The following is a 21348-nucleotide window of genomic DNA, read 5'->3' as shown; positions in this document are numbered from 1 at the left end:
CGGATCCTCATCCTACGAGGAGGGTCGGCCGACCACCGGTCGGTGTCAGTAGTGACGTCTAGGCTCGTTGTCCGACGCAGAACCCGACCGATCCAGGCCGTACAAGTGAGGGGTCCATGACCGACGACCACGGCGAGCACATGCAGTCCCCGTACCCCGAGTTCCGCCTGCGGCTGCCCAACGGCGGTCCGGAGGCGCGCGGGCGGCAGACCGACGAGTTGGGGACGAACGGCAGCCGGAAGTTCGTCATCGGCCCGGGACAGCCCGTACGACCGGAGGTGGTGCCGTCCTTCGCCACGCGAGCGGCCTCCGCCCACCGGCTGCGCGAAAAGCTGCTCGCCGAAGGCCGGATCAGGCAGTCCCAGACCTTGCCGGGCTGGCTGGAGACCGCCGACGACATCACCTTCAACTCCTCCTCCCAGGCCGCGGAGGTCGTCACCGGCCGCAGCTCCAACGGCTGGGTCGACTGGAAGACCGAGGACGGCCGCCCTCTTGCCGACTTCATGCCGGGGACCTGGGCCGGCCCCAATCGCCCCTGGTTGGTGCGTGGTTCCAACGTCAACGGCCTCGACCTGGTCCAGCGCCTCTGGCTGCCCGAAGGTCGAGTGACCCTGGCGGCCTCCCGGCTCCGCCAGGGCGTCGCCCAGGGCATCAGCAAGGACCGGCTGCGCACCCTCGTCCAGGAGGACTACGAGTCCACGGCGACGTACAGCCAGAAGCAGGACCTGGCGGAAGAGCTGCATGCTTTCCTGTCCCGGATGAAGCCCGGCGACACCGTGTGCACCATCTCCGACGGGCGGCTGCACGTCGGCCAGATCACCGGCGAGGCCGAGCAGACAGAATCCGAGGACCGGCGGTCCAACCTCCGTCGCCCCGTGACCTGGCAGGACACCGGATATCCCTACGACGAACTGCCGGAGGAACTCCAGCAGAAGCTGTCCGTCCAGCACGACATCGTGGACCTCACCACCGTGCAGTCCGTCGTCGAAGGGCTCGGGATGACGGACGAGGAGCTTGCCGACGACGCTGAGGCCACCGAGCGCGATCCCAGCCTGGAAATTCCTGCGATCATTGCCCGGCGTGAGCTCGAACTGCCCGACCCCACAGACGAGTTGGCGGCCGAACTCCACGTGCACGATGCGGGCTGGCTGCGCGAGGTGCGCGACCTCCTCTGGGACGAACGGCAGTTGGTGCTGTACGGGCCGCCCGGTACGGGCAAGACGTACCTCGCGCAGAAGCTGGCGGAGTTCCTCGGCGGCGGGCCGGAGCAGGTGAAGCTCGTGCAGTTCCACCCTTCCTATGCCTACGAAGACTTCTTCGAGGGGTTCCGGCCGCAGGAAGACCCCGAAACACGAGAGGTCGCCTTCCGGCTCACGGCCGGGCCCCTGCGGGAGCTGGCCGACCTCGCCTCGCGGGAGGGCAACCGGCACATCCCGCACTTCCTGATCATCGACGAGCTCAACCGGGCCAACCTGGCCAAGGTCTTCGGTGAGCTCTATTTCCTCCTGGAGTACCGGAACAAGTCGGTCCGGCTGACGTACTCCGGAGACGACTTCGCCCTGCCGCCGAACCTGTTCGTCATCGGCACGATGAACACTGCCGACCGCTCGATCGCACTCGTGGACGCGGCGATGCGTCGTCGGTTCGCGTTCGTGGAGCTGTCACCGCGCATCGAGCCGACCCGAGGGCTGCTGCGCCGATGGCTCGCGTCCCAGGACAGGGGTTCCGAACCAGCCGACCTCCTGGAAGCACTCAACTCCCGCATCGAAGAAGGCGATTTCAAGATCGGCCCCTCGTACCTCATGAAGAAGGGCGTCTATCGGGACGGCGGTCTGGAGCGGACGTGGCGCACGAAGATCCTCCCCCTCCTGGAAGAGCATCACTACGGCGAAGACGTCGACATCGAAAAACGCTACGGCCTCTCCGCCCTGCGGCAGTCGCTGCCGGAGCCGCCCGCGTGACCCCGGCAATCGTCTCGGCTGTCGAGCTCGTCGAACATGCCCCGGCCACGAGCCACCCCTTGCCGGACGCGATCGGCAGGGAACTCGCGGCCGGCCGGATCGTCGATGCCTCTCCCGACCCGTACACGCCGGGCCGGTGGCTGTTGCGGGCGGGCAGCAAGGTCGGCGCGGTCACCGTCACTTCTCCGCACAGCGGCGAAGCCGTCACTGTCCGCGTCAGGCCCAAGGTGCCCATCGCCCGGCTCTTCTTCCTCCTCGGCTACAGCCTGGACCCGCGCGGCGGCTGGCGTGACGGGCAGGTCGAGGTGGCCGGGTACCAGAACCTGGTGCCGGCCTTCGCTCACGCCGTCGAACGGCAGACCGACCGGGCGCTGCGGCAGGGTCTGCTCCAGGGATACCGGCCAACGGAGGAGACGGCTACGGTCGTCCGAGGACGGATCCGGGAGGCCGACCAGATACGACGTCGCTTCGGGGCGACACTGCCGGTCGAAGTGGCCTACGACGAGTTCACGACCGACATCACGGAGAACCGCATCCTGCGGGCCGCGGTGGACCGGCTGCTCCGTCTGCCTGGCGTACCGCGCGACGTACGCCGACGTTTGCTGCACCAGCGCACCCGTCTCGCCGAAGTTGCCCCGTTGGTGCGGGGACAGGCCTTGCCTGTCTGGCACCCTTCCCGTCTCAACGCCCGCTATCACCATGCCTTGCACCTCGCCCATGCCGTCCTGGACGGCATGTCGGCCGACCACTCGCCCGGCGGACTGCGTATCGAGGGCTTCCTGTTCGACATGAACAGGCTCTTCGAGGAATTCGTCACGGTCGCGCTGCAGGAGACTCTGCGTGGCACGGATCTCACCGGCCGTCTCCAGGACCCGCACCACCTCGACGAGGCAGCCGTGATCCGCATGAAGCCGGACTTCGTCCTGCAGGGACCGGACGGCACGCCCTTGGCTGTGGCCGACGCCAAGTACAAGGCGGAAAGGCGGGACGGCTACCCGGATGCCGACCTGTACCAAATGCTTGCCTACTGCACGGCGTTGGGACTGCCGGAGGGCCACCTCGTCTACGCGAAAGGAAACGCCCCGCACACCGCTCACCGGGTGCGGCACGTCGGCGTCATCATCCATCAGCACGCCCTCGACCTCGACCAGCCACCCGCCGAGCTGCTCGCCGGCATCGCGGCCTTGTCCCGGCAGATGCGCAGCGGCCGACCCACGGAAGTAGGATGAGGAGTAGGATAGGTAGCATGAGCGAGCCTACCGGCAAGTATTCGATCACGATGCCGCGCGACATCGCGGAGGCCGCCCGCGCCCGCAGCGGCCCTTCAGGCTTGTCCGCCTACGTCGCCACAGCCGTCGCCCGTCAGATCGAACGCGACAACCTCAACGAACTCATCGCTGTCGCCGAGGCCGAGCACGGCGCCATCACCGACGACGAGATCCAGGCCCTGCGCGACCAACTCCACCAGGCACGTCAGGAGCAGACCCGGGGCGGGGCAGACGCCGCGTGACCCGCTTCCCCGCCGCCACGCCGGGCGGCACCCTTGTCCTGGACAGCGAGGGACTGGCCAAGGCCGTCCTGCGCGACCGCACGGTCACCACCTGGCTCGCGCTTGCCCGCGCCGACGACGTGCGGGTGATCACGTCCGCAGCCACCCTCGTCGAGGTAGTGCACCCTCGGATCAACCGCCCGGCCCTGGAATGGACACTGTCCCGCCTCGTCGTCGAACCGGTCACCGAGCCGATCGCCCGCCAGGCCGCCGCACTGCTCGCCGACACCGGCCTCCACGGTCACAAGCACGCGATCGACGCCATGCTCAGCGCCACGGCACTCGCCGCCCCCGGCCCCATCACGATTCTCACCTCCGACCCGGAGGACATCACCGTTTTGTGCGGCACACGCGCCACCGTGATCAAGATCTGAGCGTCGGCCCCATGGCGCTATGCGCCGCTTCATGCTGAAGGAGCGCCAGGCGTCCCGTGAAGGCACCTGACGCTCCTGCCAAAACCACAGGTCAGTCGTCCTGCTTGACCCGCTTCAAAATCGCCACGCACTCCACATGATGCGTCATCGGAAACAGATCGAACGCCCGCAACGTCACCGGCCGGTACCCCTCCTCCGCGAAGTACCCCAAGTCCCGCGCCAGCGCCGCCGGATCGCACGCCACGTACGCGATCCGCCGCGCCCCCAGCGACGCCAGGTGCCGCACCGTCTGCTTCCCGGCCCCCGCCCGCGGCGGGTCGAGGACGACGACATCCGCCGTGTCGATCCCCGTCCGCGGCAGCACCGACTCCACCTTGCCGTGCTCGATCCGCACCCGGTCCAGGTCGCGCAGGTTGTGCCGGGCGTCCTCCACCGCGCGCTTGCTGGACTCGATGCCCAGCACCGCGCCCTTCTCGCCCACACGCTCGCCGAGCGCGCCCGCGAACAGGCCCACACCGCAGTACAGATCAAGCGCCATGTCGCCCTTGCGCGGCATCAGGCCCTGCATCACGGCCTGCACCAGCACATCCGCCGCCTTCGGGTGGACCTGCCAGAAGCCGCCTTCCGACACGCGCCAGGTGCGGTCGGCCGCGCGTTCGCGGACGAAGGGGCGGCCGTGGACGCGGTGGATCTGCTGGTCCTTTTCGCCGACGCGCAGGACCGAGACCGGCTTGTCCAACTCCACGATCGGCAGGCGGCCGCCCGGCTTCGGGGTGAGGACCACCTGGCGGTCGGTCGAGCCGATCGCCGAGATCGCCTCGACCGAGGCGATCTGCGGCCACTCCCGCTTCTCGACACCCAGCTCCGTGACCTCGGGCGCCGCGATCAGGCAGCGGTCGATGACCTGGACCTCGTGCGAGCGGTGCTTGCGCAGGCCCGCGTGGCCCTCCGCGTCGATCGCGTACTGCACGCGCGTACGCCACGCCGGGACCTGGCCCGCCGGGAGCTTGTCGCCCTCCGCCGGCACGACCGTGCCGTCCCAGCCGGCCTCCTCGGGGGTCAGGCCCGCCAGCCGCTTCAGCTGCTCGGCGATCACCTCGCCCTTGAAGCGGCGCTGCGCGCCCGGCTTGGCGTGCTGCCAGTCGCAGCCGCCGCACTTGCCCGGGCCGGAGAAGGGGCAGGGGGCCTCGACGCGGTCCTTCGAAGGCTCCAGCACCTTCACCGCGTCCGCCCGCAGGAAGCGCGACGTCTCCTCGCCCTCCGTCACCCGGGCCACCACCCGCTCCCCCGGCAGCGTGTGCCGCACGAACAGGACACGGCCCGACTCCGTACGGGCGACGCAGTGGCCGCCGTGCGCCACCGGGCCCACCTCGACCTCGTACTCCTCGCCCACCAGTGATGCGTTGGGTTCTTGCTGCATGGTGGGTCAGCTCCAGGAGACGAGAAAGGTGCGGCGGGATCCGCCTGGACAACAGCCGTCCAGTCTACGTCCCGCCGCACCTCACCTGCTAATTCGGCAGCGCCCTACTTCTTCGCCACCTTCTCCTTCTTCGGCGGCGTCACCGGACCACGCCGCACCGCACCCGGCGCGCTCCACTCCGCACGCTTGCGGGCCCGCTTGCGGGCCGCCTCCGACGAGTCGAGCTGCCACGGGACCGACGTCACCATCACGCCCGGCGTGAACAGCAGCCGGCCCTTCAGGCGCAGTGCGCTCTGGTTGTGCAGCAGGTGCTCGTACCAGTGGCCGACCACGTACTCCGGGATGTAGACGCTGACCGCGTCGCGCGGGCTCTCCTTGCGCAGGCTCTTGACGTAGTCGATGACCGGGCGGGTCACCTCGCGGTAGGGCGAGTCGAGGATCTTCAGCGGGACGTCGATGCCGCGCCGCTCCCACTCCTCCTGGAGGAGCTTGGTGTCGGCCGGGTCGACGTTGACGCTCAGCGCCTCCAGGGTGCCGGAGGAGCGCATCAGCTTGGCGTACGACAGAGCGCGCAGCGTGGGCTTGTGGATCTTCGAGACGAGGACGATGGAGTGGACGCGCGAGGGACGCACCGTGTCGTCGTCGACGGCCTCCTCCGCGGCGATCTCCTCGGACACGCGGTCGTAGTGGCGCCGGATGGCGGTCATGATCGCGTACCAGCCGACCATGCCGATGACGGCCACGTAGGCGCCGTGCGTGAACTTGGTGAGCAGCACGACGACGAGGACGAGCGCGGAGAAGACCATGCCGAAGGCGTTGATCGCCCGGGCGCGGTGCATCCGGCGCCGGGCGGCGGGGTCGGTCTCCGCGGCCAGGTGGCGGTTCCAGTGCTTGACCATGCCGCCCTGGCTGAAGGTGAACGACACGAAGACGCCCACGATGTACAGCTGGATCAGCTTGGTGGAGTCGGCGCCGAAGGCGTAGACGAGCGCGCCGGCCAGCAGGGCGAGCAGCACGATGCCGTTGGAGAACGCGAGCCGGTCGCCGCGGGTGTGCAGCTGGCGCGGCAGGTAGCGGTCCTGGGCGAGGATCGAGCCGAGCACCGGGAAGCCGTTGTAGGCGGTGTTGGCGGCCAGGAACAGCACCAGGGCGGTGGCCGCGGCCAGGAAGATGAACGCGAACGAGCCGTTGCCGAAGACCGCCTCCGCGACCTGGGCGATCACGGGGTTCTGGGTGTAGCCGTCGCCCACCGGCTTGCCGTTGACCAGCAGGTCGGTCGCCGGGTTCTCGGCCATGCGGACCTTGGTGGTCATGGCCAGGATCATGATGCCGACGAACATGACGGTGGCCAGGACGCCCATCAGGGACAGCGTCGCGGCGGCGTTCTTGCTCTTGGGCTTGCGGAAGGCGGGGACGCCGTTGCTGATCGCCTCGACGCCGGTGAGCGCGGCACAGCCGGAGGAGAAGGCGCGCAGCAGGAGGAAGATCAGGGCGATGCCCGCAAGGCCGGCGTGCTCCGCCTTGATCTGGTAGTCGGCCGTCGGGGCGCGCATGACGTCGCCCATGACGAGGCCGCGGAAGCCGCCCCAGAACACCATGACGATCACGCCGCCCACGAAGGCGTAGGTGGGGATCGCGAAGAGCGTTCCGGACTCCTTCACACCGCGCAGGTTCATCAGCGCCAGCAGCGCGATGACCGCCAGCGAGAACAGCACCTTGTGCTGGACGGCGAAGGGCATGGCCGAGCCGAGGTTCTCCACGCCGGAGGCGACGGAGACGGCGACGGTCAGGACGTAGTCGACCAGCAGGGCGCTGGCCACGGAGAGGCCGGCCTTCTGGCCGAGGTTGGTGGTGGCCACCTCGTAGGCACCGCCGCCGCCCGGATAGGCGTGCACGGTCTGCCGGTAGGAGGCGACGACCGTGACCATCAGGGCGACGATGGCGAGGGTGATCCACGGACTGTAGTGGTAGGCCGACGCACCCGCCACGGACAGGACGAGCAGCACTTCGCCCGGCGCGTACGCCACGGAGGAGAGGGGGTCGGAGGCGAAGACGGGGAGCGCGATACGTTTCGGCAGGAGTGTTTCTCCCAGCCTGTCGCTGCGCAGCGCCCGGCCGATGAGGATCCGTTTCGGCAGGTCGGTCAGTTTGGACACGCAGAGGATCGTAAGCGTTCGAAATGGCGTGCGCCCACCCGCCACCCGCCGGGACCAGAAGCGAGCATTCCGCGCGCCTCCGGTCCGACGGGTAAAGGGGTCGTCAAATACCGAGGTCAGTCACGAGTTCGTTCACCCATGCAGCCGAACCGGCAGCGTCCGGTGGCCGTTCGAGATGAAGGAGTCCACCGGCACCAGCTCCGCCGGCTCCGCCGCGAGGGTCAGGTCCGGGAAGCGCTCGAAGAGGGCGGGCAGGGCGACGGCCGCCTCCAGCCGGGCGAGCGGTGCGCCGAGGCAGAAGTGGACGCCGTGGCCGAAGGAGAGGTGCTCCTTGCCGGGCCGGGTGAGGTCGAAGCGGTCGCCGTCGTCGCCGTACAGCCCGGGGTCGCGCCCGGCCCCCGCGTAGCCGGCGACGATCGCGTCGCCCTTGCGGAGGGTCACGCCGTTCTCCAGCTCGATGTCCTCCACGGCGTAGCGCAGCGGAAGGCTGGCGACGGGCGCCTGGCAGCGCAGGGTCTCCTCGACCACGTCGTTCCAGCCGGCCTTGCCCTCGCGGACGAGGGCGAGCTGTTCCGGGTGGGTGAGCAGCGCGTGGATGGCGTTGTCGAGGAGGTTGACGGTGGTCTCGTGCCCGGCGCCGATCATCAGCAGCAGGGTGTCGACGAGTTCCTGCTCGCTCAGCCGGCTGCCGTCCTCCTCGTCGCGCGCGGAGATCAGGATGCTGGTCATGTCGTCCCCGGGGGTGACGCGCTTGGCGGCAACGATCGAGCCGAGCAGCTCGTAGATCCGGGCGTAGGTGGCCGTGACCTCCGCCGGATCGGCGGAGGTGTGGAAGATCGAGTCGACGCAGTGGCGCAGGCCCTCCCGGGTCGCCTCGTCGTCGACGCCGAAGAGCTCGCAGATCACCTGGATGGGGATGGGGTACGCGTACTCCTCGCGCAGGTCGACGATCTCGCCGTGCGGACGGGCGGCGAGACCGTCGAGGAGGTCGGCGGTCATCCGCTCGATGCGGGGGCGCAGTGCGGCCGTGCGGCGTGCGGTGAAGGCGGTGGCGACGAGGCTGCGCAGGCGGCGGTGCTCACGCCCGTAGGCGGTGAACATGTTCTGCACGGCCACCCAGGTGTAGAGCGGCCACTCCGGGGAGACCTCCCCGTTGATCCACGCGGGCCAGTGCTGCCGCGGGTCCTTGGAGACGCGCGGGTCGGTGAGCAGCTGCTTGATCAGGGGCTGGGACGTTATTGCCCACGCCACCACGCCGCCAGGGAGCTCCACAGGGGTCGCCGGGCCGTGGGCGCGGATACGGGCTGCCTCTCCGTGAATGTCGCGGCCCGAGGGATCGATGGCGACGGATGCGACAGGGCAGTTGTGGCGTTCCATCGGCTTTCTCCAGAGGTCTCTGCTGCTGCGGACGGATCGGACTGCGAGAGCTGCGAGGGCTGCGAGGACTGCGAGGACTGCGGTTCGGCGGTGTAGCCGGGCTGTACGTGCTGCGGCGCGGGCGCCGGTACGGGCACCGGCACCGGGGGGAAGCGCACGGGCAGAGCGGTGAGGGCCCGGTGGAAGGGGCCGGGACGCCAGACGAGCCGGTCGACGGGGACGGCCAGTTCCAGGTCCGGCAGCCGGTCCAGGAGCCGTTCGACGGCGACGGCCGCGATCAGCCGTGCGGACTCCTTGGCGGGGCAGTGGTGCGGGCCCGCGCTCCAGGCGAGGTGGGCGCGGTTGCCCGAGCGGTTCTCGGAGTGCAGGGCCGGATCGGTGTTGGCGGCGGCGAAGCTCACCACGACGGGCTCGCCCGCCCGCAGCCGCGTTCCCCCGAAGTCCAGGTCGTCGACGGGGTAGTGGACGGCGTAGTTGGCCATCGGCGGGTCGAGCCAGAGGACCTCGTCCAGGGCGTCCTCGACGGGCATGCTGCCGCCGCGGAGGTCGCCCGCGAAGCGGTCGTCGGCCAGCAGCAGCCGCAGCGCGTTGGCGATCAGGTTCTGCTGGGGCTCGGTGCCGGCGCCGATGAGGACGACGAGCTGGTGGATCATCTCCTCGTCGGTGAGCTCGGCGTGATGCGCCATCAGCCAGGACGTCATGTCGGCGCCGGGCTGCTCCCGCTTGTGGGCGATGAGCTCGACCAGGCTGCCGGTGATCAGGGCGTCGGCCCGCTCGGCGTCGACGCCGTCGAAGATGCCGGAGAAACCTTGCACCAGCCGGTCGCCGAGCTCGGGCGGGCAGCCGAAGAGCTGCTGGAAGACCAGCAGCGGCAGCATCTTGGCGTACGAGCGGAGCAGGTCGGCCTCGCCGAGCGCGGTGAACCGGTCGATGAGGCTGTCGGCGCTGCGCTCGACATAGCCGCGCAGGGCGTTGGGGTCGATCCGGCCGAGGCTGTCGCTGACGGCCTCGCGGTAGCGGCGGTGCGCGTCCCCGTCGGAGAAGAGGCAGTTGGGCCGGTAGGCCATCATCGGCACGACGGGATTGTCCGGCGCCACGCGCCCGTCCGCCAGGGCGCGCCAGCGGCGGGCGTCCTTGGCGAACCGCTCGGGGCTGCGCAGCACTTCGAGCGCGGCCCGGTAGTCGGTCACGAGGCTGGCGTGCGCCCCGGGCGCCAGCTCCACCGGGGCGACGGGGCCGTACGTGCGCAGCCGCCGGTAGACGGCCTGCGGGTCGGCGGCGAAGTCCGGCCCGTACAGCGGGGTGACGGGCGGGCCCGGTCGGTCCCCCTGGTGCGCGGGGCAGCCGGGCGGCGGACGGTGGGTCACACGTGCTCCTGGACGGTGCGGTTCTGCAGGTATTCCACGAGGGTGATCAGCGCGTGTGTGGAGGAGATCCGGTCACGGGCGTCACAGGTGATCAGCGGGGTCTCCGGGAGCAGGTCGAGGGCCTCGCGGATCTCCTCCTCCGGGTGCGCCGGGGCGCCGTCGAAGTGGTTGACGGCCACGGCGTACGGCAGGCCCTGCTCCTCCAGCAGGCCCATGACGTCGAAGGACTGCTCCAGGCGCCGGGTGTCGGCGAGGACGAGCGCGCCCAGCGCCCCCTGGGTCATGTCCTGCCAGAGCCGGGTGAAGCGCTGCTGGCCGGGGGCGCCGAAGAGGTAGAGGACCAGGCTGTCGCTGAGGGTGAGCCGGCCGAAGTCCATGGCGACCGTGGTGGTGGTCTTGCCGTCGATGCCGGCCAGGTCGTCGACGAGCGCGCCGGCCTGCGTCATCGTCTCCTCGGTGCGCAGCGGCCGGATCTCCGACAGCGAGCCCACGAAGGTGGTCTTGCCCACCGCGAAGTGCCCGACGACGAGGATCTTCACGGCGGTCTGCACGGTCCGTCGCAGATAGAGGTCTCCGTCAGAGGCGAGCACGGAGTCCATCGAGCACCTCCTGCAAGATCTGGGCCTCGGGCAGCTGCGCCGAGGGAATGGGAGCCCTGGTGGACAGGTGACCGCTGTCGACGAGATCGCCGAGCAGCACCTTGGTGACGCTGACGGGCAGCATCAGGTGGCCGGCGATCTCCGCGACCGACAGGGCGCCGCCGAGGCAGAGTTCCATGAGCCTGCGCTTCTCCGGGCTGAGGCCGCCGAGCGGCCGGTCCTCGTGCGCCATGACCAGGGTGACCAGGTCGAAGGTGTTGCGGGTCGGGTGGGAGCGCCCGTCGGTGACGACGTACGGGCGCACCAGCCCTCTCTCGTGCCTCGGCGCGGGAGGGGTCATGCCCGGTTGCCCTGCCAGGTGTCCAGCCGCGGCGGGCTGACGAGTTCCTTGCCGAGCCGGTCGACCGTCTTCTGCATGCGGTAGGTGACGGCCTCCATGTCGACGTTCTCGCCCGCGGAGACGGCGAGGTACGCGCCGGGGCCGGCGGCGATGAGGAAGACGTAGCCGTGGGCGAACTCCACCAGAGTCTGCTGCCAGGCGCTCTCCCGGTGCTCCGGGTGGGTGCAGAAGTCGCTGGTGGAACGGCTGATGGACTGCAGCCCGGAGAGGGCGGCGGCCTGGCGCTCGGCCTCGTCCCGGTCGATGCCCTGGGAGTGGGCGCGCAGCATGCCGTCGGCGGAGAGCAGGATCGCGTGGCGCGCTTCCGGCATCTTGACGACCTCGTCGAGCATCCAGCCCAGCTCTTTGTTCATGTGGTCGTTCACGCGTAGGGGTTCCCTTCGTCTTCTCCGGGGGCCCGGTCCGGGTGCCGGGTGGGGCCATCGTGCCGGTCAAATCCTTGGTGGCGGGCGGCGCGGCCGTTGCGGGTGCCGCGGGCGAAGGCGCCCATGCGCCGGGCGGTCTCCTCCGCGGTGCGCTCCTGCGGGGCCTCGGCGGGCAACGGCACCGAGCCCGTGCGGCCGTGCCCGGCCGGGGGCTGCCGGCGGCGGCGCTTGGGCAGTCCGCCCGCGGTGGACCCGGTGACCGGCGGCGGGGCGTCCGGCGCGGGCGGCACGGGGTCGGGGTGGGTGCGCTCCACCGGGCGCGGGTGCGGACGGCCGCCCGGGCGCGCGCTCCTGGCGGCCTGCCGGGAGGGCGGGGCCAGCGGCGTGGTGTCCGGCCCGTCGACGTCGAGCTGCGTCAGCAGGGCGCTGGGCAGGAAGACGACGGTCCGAACGCCGCCGTACGGCGAGCGGGTGTCGACGGAGACGCTGAAGCCGTAGCGGGCGGCGAGCACGCCGATGACGGGGAAGCCGAACTGGGGCGGGTCTCCGAGCCGGGAGACGTCCACGGTGCGGCGTCCGGAGAGGAAGGCGACGGCCTGCTGGACCTCCTGGCCGTCCATGCCGACGCCCGCGTCGTCGATGACGATGCAGGCGCCGTTGTGCACCGGCTGCAGGCTGACCTCGACGGTGGTGTTCGGCTGGGAGTGCCGGGCGGCGTTGTCGAGGAGCTCGGCGACGGCCAGCACGACGGGCTCGACGGCCCGGCTGACGACGGCGATGTCCGCCTGGCTGTGCACCCGGACGCGCCGGTAGTCGCGGATGCGCGAGGTCGCGCCGCGGACGACGTCGGTGAGCGGCGAGGCGACGCGCTGCCGGCCGGGCCAGGAGCCGCAGAGCACGGCGATGGCCTGGGCGCGGCGGCCGAACTGGGAGTTGGCGTGGTCGATCTCCAGCAGGTCGCGCAGCACGTCGGGGTTGTCGTGCCGGTCCTGCATGTCGGAGATGGCCAGCTGCTGCTCGTGGGCCAGTCCCTGGAGGGCGCGCATGGACGCCTTGAGCGCGGCCTTGGCGGACTGGTCCGCACGGGACTGCGCCTTGTCCACGGCCCGGGTGAACAGCTCCATCACGGACTGCATGCCCTGGGCGAACACGGTGCCGGCGAGACGTTCGTCGAGCAGCCCGGGCAGCGGCACGGACTGGTCCGCGGAAGCCGCGACGGCGGGCAGCCGGACCCGGACGAGGTGTCCGATCTCCTCGTCACGCGCCCGGATACCGTCCTCCAGCCGGTCGGCTCGCCTGCGCACACCGGTGGTGATCGTCCGCTGACGCATCAGGAGCACGACCGCAACGGTCAGAGCGATGGCCAGACACCAGATCACCACCTCCGGTATGTGATGTGACATCAATTCCTCTTGGACTACGGGGGCATTGAGGGCGCCGGGACAGGGGAAGGACCTGACGTCCCGTCCAGAAGCGGAATACGCGGATCATCCTAACCACGCGGGTGACCGTGTGTCCGATCTTCGTCACGAAAGACGAACACGCTTCCGCTTTCGGGGTGTCCGGCACGGACTGCACGGAAAGGGAAGTCCAATTCCGGACTTCTGCCGCCGTGTTGACGCTTCCGGTCCGGACCATTACCCCTCGTGAGCCCCCGACCGGACCCGGCCCGGTCCGCATCCGGGGTGGCCGGTCCTCGACGATCGGCTCCGGCCGCGGACCCGGCGGGGCAAGATCATTTCACCGGGTGATGAAATGGCCCCCGCGCCCGGTCGGCCGTCCTGGCCTCCGGTCGGCGCGGCACAACGGATACGGTGGTGTCGTGCACCGATTCGGATGATGCTCCGATGGGTGTGCCGCAAGCCGAAGCAAGGAAGTGTGAGCAGGGTGTTGGTGCAGGTCAGCGCGGTATTCCGGAATACGGGGGCATCGACGTGCACGTGGTGATCATGGGGTGCGGGCGGGTCGGCTCGGCCCTCGCGCAGACCCTCGAGCAGCAGGGCCACACCGTCGCCGTGATCGACCAGGACCCGACGGCCTTCCGTCGCCTGGGCTCCGGCTTCGGCGGGCGGCGGGTGACCGGGGTCGGCTTCGACCAGGACACCCTCCGCGAGGCGGGCATCGAGGAGGCGGGCGCCTTCGCCGCGGTCAGCAGCGGCGACAACTCCAACATCATCGCGGCCCGGGTGGCCCGCGAGATGTTCGGCGTCGAGAACGTGGCGGCGCGCATCTACGACCCGCGCCGTGCCGAGGTCTACCAGCGCCTGGGCATCCCGACCGTGGCCACCGTGCGGTGGACGGCCGACCAGATGCTGCGGCGGCTGCTGCCCTCCGGTGCCGAACCGCTGTGGCGCGACCCGAGCGGCGGCGTCCAGCTCGCCGAGGTGCCCGTCTCGGAGGCCTGGGTCGGCCACAAGGTGAGCCTGATCCAGGAGGAGACCGGGGTGCGGGTCGCGTTCCTCACCCGGCTGGGAGAGGCGATGCTGCCGTCGTCCTCGACGGTGCTGCAGGAGGGCGATCTGGTGCACGTGATGATGCGCACCGACGAGGTGGAGAAGGTCGAAGCGGCCTTCGCCCAGGGGCCTGAGGAGGCGCACCGATGAGGGTCGCGATTGCCGGTGCCGGTGCCGTCGGCCGCTCCATCGCGGGCGAGCTGCTGGAGAACGGGCACGAGGTCCTGCTGATCGACAAGGCTCCGTCCGCCATCTCCGTGGAGCGGGTGCCGCTCGCCGAGTGGCTGCTGGCCGACGCCTGCGAGATCACCTCGCTCGACGAGGCCGCGCTGCAGCGCTGCAACGTGGTCATCGCGGCGACCGGTGACGACAAGGTCAACCTCGTGGTCTCGCTGCTCGCGAAGACCGAGTACGGGGTGCCGCGGGTCGTGGCCCGCGTGAACAACCCCAAGAACGAGTGGCTGTTCAACGAGGCCTGGGGCGTGGACGTCGCCGTCTCCACCCCGCGTCTGATGTCCGCGCTGGTCGAGGAGGCCGTGAGCGTCGGCGACCTGGTGCGGCTGCTGCGCTTCAGCCAGGGCGACGCCAACCTCGTCGAGCTCACCCTTCCGCCGGAGGCGGCCCTCGCCGGCACCCGGGTCGGGGACGTGGACTGGCCCGAGGACACCTCGCTGGTCACCATCATCCGCGGCAACCGCGTGCTCACTCCGAACAAGGAGGACGCGCTGGAGGCCGGCGACGAGCTCCTCTTCGTCGCCGCCCCGGCACGCGAGGAGCAGCTGGAGGACCTGCTGTCGGTGCGTCGCGAGGACGTCGGCTGAGCGTTCCGCCGGGAATGACGGGGCACGAAAGGGCCCGGGAACCGTTCGGTTCCCGGGCCCTTCGGCTTTCGGCTGTCCGCTAGGCCTGTGCCTTCTCGCGCTCGGCGGCCTCCGCCGCCTCCATCTCCGCGAAGACGTCGATCGGCGCCGGGGCCTTGGCCAGGAAGATCCAGGTCAGGTAGACCGACAGCAGCATCGGCGGAATGCCCAGGGCCACCTTCACCCAGCCCAGCTGGGTGGCGTCGCCCCACCAGTACAGGGGGAACAGGATCGCCGACTTGGCGAGCAGGATCAGCCCCCAGGCCCAGCTGGCCTTGGTATAGGCCAGCTTGCGTCCGGGGTTACGGGTGCGCCAGGAGAGGTTCTCCTTGAACAGCGGGCCCAGGATCACGCCGAGCAGCGGGAAGCCCACGAGTGAGGTGACGATGTACGCCACCGCCAGCCCGAGGGTGTAGAGCATGCCCGGCAGGTAGAAGTTCTTGGCGTCGCCGGACATCATCGCGAAGACGGCGCCGAAGGCCACCCCGAAGACACCGCTGAAGGCGTGCTTGAGGGTGTCCCGGGACACCAGCCGGGCCACGCCCAGCACCACGGACAGGCTCAGCGCGGCGATCGCCGCGAGGTGGATGTCCCGCTTGACCGTGTAGAAGGCGACGAAGACGAGGCCGGGGACGGTGGTCTCCACCATGCCGCGCACCCCGCCGAAGGCCTCGAACAGAGCGGCCTCGGTGGCTGCTCTCGCATCGCTGCCGGGGCCCTGCTCCTGGCGGTCCACCGGCTTGTCGAGAGACGTCAACAGCTACTCCTGTCCGACGGGTCGGAGTTCGTATCGGGGGTTGAACAGCACCCGGCGGCCGCGGCTCATGGAGATCCGGCCGGAGGCGATCAGCTTGCGGCCGGGCTCTATGCCTGCGATGGACCGCCGTCCCAGCCAGACCACGTCCAGCGGGGCCGAGCCGTCGAACAGTTCGGCCTCCAGCGCGGGGACGCCGGCGCGGGGGCGCAGCGTGACGGTGCGCAGCGTGCCGGTGACCTTGACGATCTGACGGTCGTCACAGTCACAGATCCGGGTGCAGCCCACGGCCTCCGTGTCCTGCTGCAGCTCGGCGTGGTGCAGCTCTTCCTGCGAGCTGGACAGCCGGTCGAGCATCCGGCGGAAACGGCCGGTCGGCTTGTCGGAACGTGGTGCGGCGCTCATGAACCCAGCGTACCGGGGCGGGCCCCGCCCGATCCCCTCCCGTGACCACCTGCGTCACACCTCGAACCGGTATCCCATCCCCGGCTCCGTGATGCTGCGATTCCCGGGGGGCCGACCCCCGGCCCCCCGGCCGGAGGCCACCGGGCCCTCAGACCTCGAAGCGGTACCCCATCCCCGGCTCGGTAATGAAGTGCTTCGGGTGCGAAGGATCCCGCTCCAGCTTGCGGCGGAGCTGGGCCATGTAGACGCGGAGGTAGTTGGTCTCGGTGCCGTAGGACGGGCCCCAGACCTCCTGGAGGAGCTGCTTCTGGCTGACGAGACGGCCCGTATTGCGGACCAGGACCTCCAGCAGGTGCCACTCGGTCGGGGTCAGCCGGACGTCTCTCCCGTCGCGGTTGACCTTCTTCGCGGCGAGGTCGACCGTGAAGACCTCCGTCTCGACGATCGCGTCGTCGCCCGTGGCCGACGGCCCCGTCGGCTCGGCGCGCCGCACGGCGGCCCGCAGCCGGGCCAGCAGCTCGTCCATGCCGAACGGCTTGGTGACGTAGTCGTCGGCGCCGGCGTCCAGCGCCTCGACCTTCTCATCGGAGGTCTGGCGGGCGGAGAGGACGAGGATGGGCACCCGGGTCCAGCCGCGCAGGCCCTTGATCACTTCGACGCCGTCCATGTCGGGCAGACCGAGGTCGAGGATGACCACGTCGGGGTGGCGGGCGGCGGCGAGCTGGAGTGCGGTGGCGCCGTCGGGCGCGGCGTCGACCTCGTACTTCCGCGCCTTGAGGTTGATGACGAGAGCGCGGACGATCTGCGGCTCGTCATCCACCACGAGCACCCGGTTCATGCTGAACCACCTCTGCTGTTCATGCGGCCCATCCGCTGGGCGCGCGGTCTCGGTCTGTCGGTCTGTGCGTGCTGTGCTGTGCGGGCGCCGGTGCGCCGGTGGATCATGTCGTGGCCTGCGCCGGCAGGTCGGCGCGCACGGGCGCCAGGCCGGCTGCGGCCCGCAGGGTGAGGACCATGGTCATGCCGCCGCCGGGGGTGTCCTCGGCGGCGAGCGTGCCGCCCATGGCCTCCGCGAAGCCGCGGGCGACGGCCAGGCCCAGGCCGACCCCGGCGCCGCGCGGCGCGTCGCCGTAGCGCTGGAAGGGCTCGAAGATCCGGTTCTTGGCGCTGTCCGGCACGCCGGGGCCGGTGTCGGCCACCCGGACCTCCACCCGGTCGCCCAGGGCGCTGGCGGAGACCATGACGGGCACGCCGTCGGGACTGTACTTCACGGCGTTCTCGACGATGTTGGCGACGCTGCGCTCCAGCAGGCCGGGATCGACGGCGACCATCGGCAGCGTCTCGGGGATGTCGAGCGCGACGCTGCCCTCCGGGACGCCGCCCAGGGCCATCGGGACGACCTCGTCGAGGTCGATCTCCCGGATCAGCGGGGTGACCGTGCCGGTCTGCAGGCGGGACATGTCGAGCAGGTTGCCGACGAGGTGGTCGAGCCGGTCGGCGCCGTCCTCGATGCCGGCCAGCAGCTCGGCCTCGTCCTCCTCGGACCAGGCGACGTCGTCGGAGCGCAGGGAGGTCACCGCGGCCTTGATGCCGGCCAGCGGGGTGCGCAGGTCGTGGCTGACGGCGGCGAGCAGGGCGGTGCGGATGCGGTTGCCCTCGTCCAGCTCGCGGGCCCGCTCGGCCTCGCCGACCAGCCGCTGCCGGTCCAGGACGACGGCGGCCTGGGCGGCGAAGGCGGCCAGCACGCGGCGGTCCTCGGCGGGCAGGACGCGGCCGGAGAGCACGAGGGCCATGTTGTCGCCGACGGGCATGTCGACGTCACCGTCCTCGGGGCGCAGCAGCGGCCTGCCGGAGTTGGTCACCTCGCTCGCCGCGCAGGTCCACGGGTCCACCTCGCTGGCTCGTTCCAGCAGGGCCACGGAGTCCATGGCGAAGGTCTCCCGGACCCGCTCCAGCAGGGCCTCCAGGCTGGTCTCGCCGCGCAGGACGCTGCCGGCCAGGAAGGAGAGGATCTCCGACTCGGCACGCAGCCGGGCCGCCTGGTGGGTGCGGCGGGCGGCGAGGTCCACCACGGAGGCCACGGACACCGCGACGAACACGAAGATCACGATCGCGACGATGTTCTTCGGGTCCGTTATCGTCCACTCGTGCAGCGGCTCGACGAAGTAGTAGTTGAGCAGCAGCGAGCCGACGGCCGCCGAGGCCAGGGCCGGGAACAGGCCGCCGAGCAGCGCCGCCCCGACCGTCAGGCACAGGAACAGCAGCATGTCGTTGGCGAGGCCGACCTCGGGCACGACGGTCGTCAGCAGCATGCTGAGCGCGACGGGTGCGACCACGCCGACCAGCCAGCCCGCCACGATCCGCCCCCGCCCCAGCCGGGCGCCACGGGCCACGGGCAGGCCCCGGCCCTTGGCGACCTCGTCGTGGGTGACGATGTGGACGTCGAGGTCGGGCCCGGAGTCGCGGGCGACGGTGGCGCCGACGCCGGGGCCGAAGATGTACTGCCAGGTCTTGCGACGGCTGGAGCCCAGCACGATCTGGGTGGCGTTGACCCCGCGGGCGAACTCCAGCAGCGAGGCCGGCACGTCGTCGCCGATGACGTGGTGGAAGGTGCCGCCGAGGTCCTCGACCAGGGTGCGCTGGACGGCCAGTTCCTTGGGCGAGGCCGAGGTCAGGCCGTCGCTGCGGGCGATGTAGACGGCGAGGATCTCGCTGCCGGAGCCCTTGGCGGCCATGCGGGCGGCGCGGCGGATGAGGGTGCGGCCCTCGGGGCCGCCGGTGAGGCCGACGACGATGCGCTCACGCGCGTGCCAGATGGTCGAGACGCTGTGGTCGGTGCGGTACTGGCGCAGGTACTCGTCGACGCGGTCGGCGGTCCACAGCAGGGCCAGCTCGCGCAGCGCGGTGAGGTTGCCGGGCCGGAAGTAGTTGGAGAGGGCGGCGTCGACCTTGTCGGGCTTGTAGATGTTGCCGTGCGCCATGCGGCGGCGCAGGGCCTGCGGCGACATGTCGACGAGCTCGATCTGGTCGGCACGGCGCACGACCTCGTCGGGCACGGTCTCGCGCTGCCGCACGCCCGTTATCGACTCGACGACGTCGCCCAGCGACTCCAGGTGCTGGATGTTGACGGTCGAGACGACGTCGATGCCGGCCTTGAGGATCTCCTCGACGTCCTGCCAGCGCTTGGTGTTGCGCGCGCCGGGCACGTTGGTGTGGGCCAGCTCGTCGACGAGGACGACCTCGGGGCGGCGCGCGAGGACGGCGTCGACGTCCATCTCCGTGAAGGTGGAGTCGCGGTAGACGATCTCGCGGCGCGGCACCTCCTCCAGGCCGTGCAGCATGACCTCCGTGCGCGGCCGGTTGTGGTGCTCGACGAAGCCCACGACGGCGTCGGTGCCGCGCTCCACGCGGCGGTGTGCCTCGGAGAGCATGGCGTAGGTCTTGCCGACGCCCGGTGCCGCACCGAGATAGATCCGGAGATTGCCGCGTCCCATGGCCCCATTGTCTTTCACGATGCGCAGCCGTGTTCGGGCGGTTTTCGCCGCGAGGTGCAGCACTGCCGCGCACGTCGACCTTACGGCCAAGGTTCGGGACATATCGGGCGGGAGGCGGTCAGGGGTCGGGTATTGACGCAGTTCTGACGCCGCCTGGCGTGTCCTTCTGCGAGGATGCCCCGATGCACCGGGCATCCACGGCTCACACGTCCGCATTCACGCCCGCCGGGCTGGCGAAGATCCGGGCCCTGCTCGACCTCGCCTTCGAGGGAGACTTCACCGCCGAGGACTGGGACCACACCGTCTGCGGCATCCATGCCACCGTCCACAAGGGCGGCAGGCTGCTCGCCCACGGCTCACTGGTGCAGCGCCGGCTGCTGCACGGCGGGCGGTCGCTGCGCACGGGCTACGTGGAGGCCGTGGCCGTCCACCCGGACCACCGCCGGCAGGGCCTGGCGAGCGCCGTGATGGAGGCACTGGAACGGGTGCTGCACTCCGGCGGGTACCACCTCGGCGCGCTCGGCGCCGCGGAGGAGGCCGTCCCGCTCTACACGGGCCGCGGCTGGCAGCAGTGGCGGGGCCGCGCCGCCGTGCTCACCCCGGACGGCGTCGCGCGCACGCCGGAGGAGGAGGGCCACATCTACGTGCTGCCGATGCGCTCGGCACTGGACCTCGACGGGGAGCTGGTGTGCGACTGGCGGCCGGGGGACGTCTGGTGAGAAAGGGAAACCCCGCGCCCCGTTAAGGGGCGCGGGGCTGTCACATCATGCGGCTCCGCCGCGTGGGCGCGACCGGCCACAGACGGCCCGCGGCCGAAGAATCAGCCCTTGGCCAGCGCGCGCAGCGCGACATTGAGCTTGAGGACGTTCACCCGCGGCTCGCCCATGAAACCCAGCTGCCGCCCGTCGACGTGGTCCTCGACCAGCTTGCGGACCTCGGCCGCCGGCAGGTGGTTGGTCTTGGCCACCCGGTCCGCCTGCAGCCGCGCGTACTCCGGGGAGATGTCGGGGTCGACACCCGAGCCGGAGGCGGTCACGGCGTCCGTGGGTACGTCCTTCGGCTCGACGCCGTTGAAGGCGGCGATGTCCGCGCGGCGCTGCTGGATGTTCGTCAGCAGGACCTTGCTGTCGGCGGCGAGGTTGGAGGCCCCGGAGACCAGCAGCTTGTACTGGGTGTTCTCGGTGTTGGGCCCGGCCGCCGACGGCCGCGGCTGGAAGTACTGCGGGTCGGGCAGCGGGTTGCCGTCCTTGTCCTTCTTGTCGAGCGAGAAGCTCTGGCCCAGGAGTTCGGAGCCGACGGACTTGCCGTCGACCTTGATCTCGGAGCCGTTGGCCTGGTCGTTGAACGCGGCCTGGGCGATGCCGGTGACGACCAGCGGGTAGATCACACCGCAGACGACGGTGAGCACCAGCAGGGCCCGGAGCCCCGCCATCAGCAGCCGTGCCGTGCTGCGTACGGAGTTGTTCATGACGTCACCCGATGCCAGGGATGAGGGAGATGAGCAGGTCGATGATCTTGATGCCGATGAACGGGGAGATCAGGCCGCCCAGTCCGTAGATCAAGAGGTTGCGCCGGAGCATCGCGTCCGCGCTCATCGGCCGGTAGCGCACGCCCTTGAGGGCGAGCGGCACCAGCGCGATGATGATCAGCGCGTTGAAGATGACGGCCGACAGGATCGCGGACTGCGGCGAGTGCAGGCTCATGATGTTGAGCTTGTCCAGGCCGGGGTAGGCGACCGCGAACATCGCGGGGATGATCGCGAAGTACTTCGCGACGTCGTTGGCGATGGAGAAGGTGGTCAGCGCACCGCGGGT

Annotated in this window: 20 protein-coding genes and 1 pseudogene; 7 read left to right on the top strand and 14 right to left on the bottom strand. The window is 70.6% G+C overall.

Annotated features, from left to right (window positions below; genetic code table 11):
• The first annotated feature begins 140 nt into the window (after positions 1-140).
• Genes ACWD4B_RS11010 through ACWD4B_RS10995 form a run of 4 tightly spaced genes read left to right on the top strand, consistent with a single transcriptional unit; the run spans position 141 to position 3884 of the window.
• Positions 141-1961 carry a DUF4357 domain-containing protein gene (locus ACWD4B_RS11010; protein ID WP_451420504.1) on the top strand — a complete coding sequence of 607 codons (1821 nt, stop codon included), beginning with the start codon at positions 141-143 and terminating at the stop codon, positions 1959-1961.
• Entirely contained in the window at positions 1958-3190 is a 1233-nt protein-coding gene (locus tag ACWD4B_RS11005) for an McrC family protein (RefSeq protein WP_451420458.1), read from the top strand. Before ACWD4B_RS11010 ends, ACWD4B_RS11005 begins: the two co-directional genes overlap by 4 nt.
• A 17-nt stretch (positions 3191-3207) precedes the next feature.
• Entirely contained in the window at positions 3208-3471 is a 264-nt protein-coding gene (locus tag ACWD4B_RS11000; RefSeq protein WP_451420457.1) for a CopG family transcriptional regulator, read from the top strand.
• Positions 3468-3884 carry a PIN domain-containing protein gene (locus ACWD4B_RS10995; RefSeq protein ID WP_451420456.1) on the top strand — a complete coding sequence of 139 codons (417 nt, stop codon included), beginning with the start codon at positions 3468-3470 and terminating at the stop codon, positions 3882-3884. The genes ACWD4B_RS11000 and ACWD4B_RS10995 overlap by 4 nt, the downstream gene beginning before the upstream one ends.
• Positions 3885-3975: 91 nt before the next feature.
• Here ACWD4B_RS10995 and ACWD4B_RS10990 read toward each other — a convergent pair whose 3' ends face one another.
• The 8 genes from ACWD4B_RS10990 to ACWD4B_RS10955 all read right to left on the bottom strand — a co-directional run bounded on the left by ACWD4B_RS10990 (position 3976) and on the right by ACWD4B_RS10955 (position 12971).
• On the bottom strand, positions 3976-5304 hold the full coding sequence (locus ACWD4B_RS10990; protein WP_451420455.1) for a class I SAM-dependent RNA methyltransferase: 1329 nt from the start codon (positions 5302-5304) through the stop codon (positions 3976-3978).
• Positions 5305-5408: 104 nt separating this feature from the next.
• Positions 5409-7460: an APC family permease gene (locus ACWD4B_RS10985; protein WP_451420454.1), complete on the bottom strand. Its 2052-nt coding sequence runs from the start codon at positions 7458-7460 to the stop codon at positions 5409-5411.
• A 132-nt stretch (positions 7461-7592) separates the two neighbouring features.
• Positions 7593-8714 carry a cytochrome P450 family protein gene (locus tag ACWD4B_RS10980; protein ID WP_451420453.1) on the bottom strand — a complete coding sequence of 374 codons (1122 nt, stop codon included), beginning with the start codon at positions 8712-8714 and terminating at the stop codon, positions 7593-7595.
• Entirely contained in the window at positions 8696-10135 is a 1440-nt protein-coding gene (locus tag ACWD4B_RS10975; protein WP_451420503.1) for a cytochrome P450, read from the bottom strand. The genes ACWD4B_RS10980 and ACWD4B_RS10975 overlap by 19 nt, the downstream gene beginning before the upstream one ends.
• A 65-nt stretch (positions 10136-10200) precedes the next feature.
• On the bottom strand, positions 10201-10803 hold the full coding sequence (locus ACWD4B_RS10970; RefSeq protein WP_390778351.1) for a GTP-binding protein: 603 nt from the start codon (positions 10801-10803) through the stop codon (positions 10201-10203).
• Positions 10781-11143, bottom strand: a complete 363-nt coding sequence (locus ACWD4B_RS10965; protein ID WP_171086990.1) for a DUF742 domain-containing protein — start codon at positions 11141-11143, stop codon at positions 10781-10783. Before ACWD4B_RS10965 ends, ACWD4B_RS10970 begins: the two co-directional genes overlap by 23 nt.
• Positions 11140-11556, bottom strand: coding sequence for a roadblock/LC7 domain-containing protein (locus ACWD4B_RS10960; RefSeq protein WP_451420502.1), 417 nt, complete (start codon positions 11554-11556; stop codon positions 11140-11142). Before ACWD4B_RS10960 ends, ACWD4B_RS10965 begins: the two co-directional genes overlap by 4 nt.
• Positions 11557-11564: 8 nt before the next feature.
• Positions 11565-12971, bottom strand: a complete 1407-nt coding sequence (locus tag ACWD4B_RS10955; RefSeq protein ID WP_451420452.1) for an ATP-binding protein — start codon at positions 12969-12971, stop codon at positions 11565-11567.
• Positions 12972-13502: 531 nt separating this feature from the next.
• Between ACWD4B_RS10955 and ACWD4B_RS10950 the strand changes: the two genes are divergently transcribed.
• Positions 13503-14171, top strand: a complete 669-nt coding sequence (locus ACWD4B_RS10950; RefSeq protein ID WP_451420451.1) for a potassium channel family protein — start codon at positions 13503-13505, stop codon at positions 14169-14171.
• The gene (locus ACWD4B_RS10945) at positions 14168-14842 is read left to right on the top strand and encodes a potassium channel family protein (RefSeq protein WP_451420450.1); all 675 of its coding nucleotides are present in this window, start codon (positions 14168-14170) and stop codon (positions 14840-14842) included. The genes ACWD4B_RS10950 and ACWD4B_RS10945 overlap by 4 nt, the downstream gene beginning before the upstream one ends.
• Positions 14843-14921: 79 nt before the next feature.
• On the opposite strand, the gene ACWD4B_RS10940 is transcribed toward ACWD4B_RS10945, so the two are convergent.
• From ACWD4B_RS10940 to ACWD4B_RS10925, 4 genes are all read right to left on the bottom strand, one after another.
• On the bottom strand, positions 14922-15638 hold the full coding sequence (locus ACWD4B_RS10940) for a DUF3159 domain-containing protein (RefSeq protein ID WP_451420449.1): 717 nt from the start codon (positions 15636-15638) through the stop codon (positions 14922-14924).
• A 3-nt stretch (positions 15639-15641) separates the two neighbouring features.
• Complete coding sequence (locus ACWD4B_RS10935) at positions 15642-16040, bottom strand: OB-fold nucleic acid binding domain-containing protein (protein WP_336412729.1); 399 nt, start codon at positions 16038-16040, stop codon at positions 15642-15644.
• Between the two features lie 148 nt (positions 16041-16188).
• Positions 16189-16878, bottom strand: a complete 690-nt coding sequence (locus tag ACWD4B_RS10930; protein WP_171086978.1) for a response regulator — start codon at positions 16876-16878, stop codon at positions 16189-16191.
• 103 nt (positions 16879-16981) lie between these two features.
• On the bottom strand, positions 16982-19534 hold the full coding sequence (locus ACWD4B_RS10925; RefSeq protein ID WP_451420448.1) for an ATP-binding protein: 2553 nt from the start codon (positions 19532-19534) through the stop codon (positions 16982-16984).
• A gap of 182 nt (positions 19535-19716) precedes the next feature.
• Between ACWD4B_RS10925 and ACWD4B_RS10920 the strand changes: the two genes are divergently transcribed.
• Positions 19717-20253, top strand: a complete 537-nt coding sequence (locus ACWD4B_RS10920) for a GNAT family N-acetyltransferase (RefSeq protein ID WP_451420447.1) — start codon at positions 19717-19719, stop codon at positions 20251-20253.
• A 101-nt stretch (positions 20254-20354) separates the two neighbouring features.
• Here ACWD4B_RS10920 and kdpC read toward each other — a convergent pair whose 3' ends face one another.
• Positions 20355-21002, bottom strand: a complete 648-nt coding sequence (kdpC, locus tag ACWD4B_RS10915) for a potassium-transporting ATPase subunit KdpC (protein WP_451420446.1) — start codon at positions 21000-21002, stop codon at positions 20355-20357.
• Positions 21003-21006: 4 nt separating this feature from the next.
• Positions 21007-21348, bottom strand: a pseudogene (locus ACWD4B_RS10910) (potassium-transporting ATPase subunit B); the annotation flags it as partial.

It is taken from the genome of Streptomyces sp. NPDC002536 (assembly GCF_053594995.1).
The sequence above is the reverse complement of the archived record's forward strand: the minus strand, read 5'-3'. Positions and strand labels throughout refer to the sequence as shown.

Coding starts and splice junctions, on each gene's coding strand:
- ACWD4B_RS10935 (WP_336412729.1), bottom strand. CDS start 16,040: ATGAGCGCCGCACCACGTTCCGACAAGCCGACCGGCCGTTTCCGCCGG.
- ACWD4B_RS10960 (WP_451420502.1), bottom strand. CDS start 11,556: ATGAACAAAGAGCTGGGCTGGATGCTCGACGAGGTCGTCAAGATGCCG.
- ACWD4B_RS10945 (WP_451420450.1), top strand. CDS start 14,168: ATGAGGGTCGCGATTGCCGGTGCCGGTGCCGTCGGCCGCTCCATCGCG.
- ACWD4B_RS10920 (WP_451420447.1), top strand. CDS start 19,717: ATGCACCGGGCATCCACGGCTCACACGTCCGCATTCACGCCCGCCGGG.
- kdpC (WP_451420446.1), bottom strand. CDS start 21,002: ATGAACAACTCCGTACGCAGCACGGCACGGCTGCTGATGGCGGGGCTC.
- ACWD4B_RS11010 (WP_451420504.1), top strand. CDS start 141: ATGCAGTCCCCGTACCCCGAGTTCCGCCTGCGGCTGCCCAACGGCGGT.
- ACWD4B_RS10990 (WP_451420455.1), bottom strand. CDS start 5,304: ATGCAGCAAGAACCCAACGCATCACTGGTGGGCGAGGAGTACGAGGTC.
- ACWD4B_RS10925 (WP_451420448.1), bottom strand. CDS start 19,534: ATGGGACGCGGCAATCTCCGGATCTATCTCGGTGCGGCACCGGGCGTC.
- ACWD4B_RS10955 (WP_451420452.1), bottom strand. CDS start 12,971: ATGTCACATCACATACCGGAGGTGGTGATCTGGTGTCTGGCCATCGCT.
- ACWD4B_RS10930 (WP_171086978.1), bottom strand. CDS start 16,878: ATGAACCGGGTGCTCGTGGTGGATGACGAGCCGCAGATCGTCCGCGCT.
- ACWD4B_RS10970 (WP_390778351.1), bottom strand. CDS start 10,803: ATGGACTCCGTGCTCGCCTCTGACGGAGACCTCTATCTGCGACGGACC.
- ACWD4B_RS10965 (WP_171086990.1), bottom strand. CDS start 11,143: ATGACCCCTCCCGCGCCGAGGCACGAGAGAGGGCTGGTGCGCCCGTAC.
- ACWD4B_RS11000 (WP_451420457.1), top strand. CDS start 3,208: ATGAGCGAGCCTACCGGCAAGTATTCGATCACGATGCCGCGCGACATC.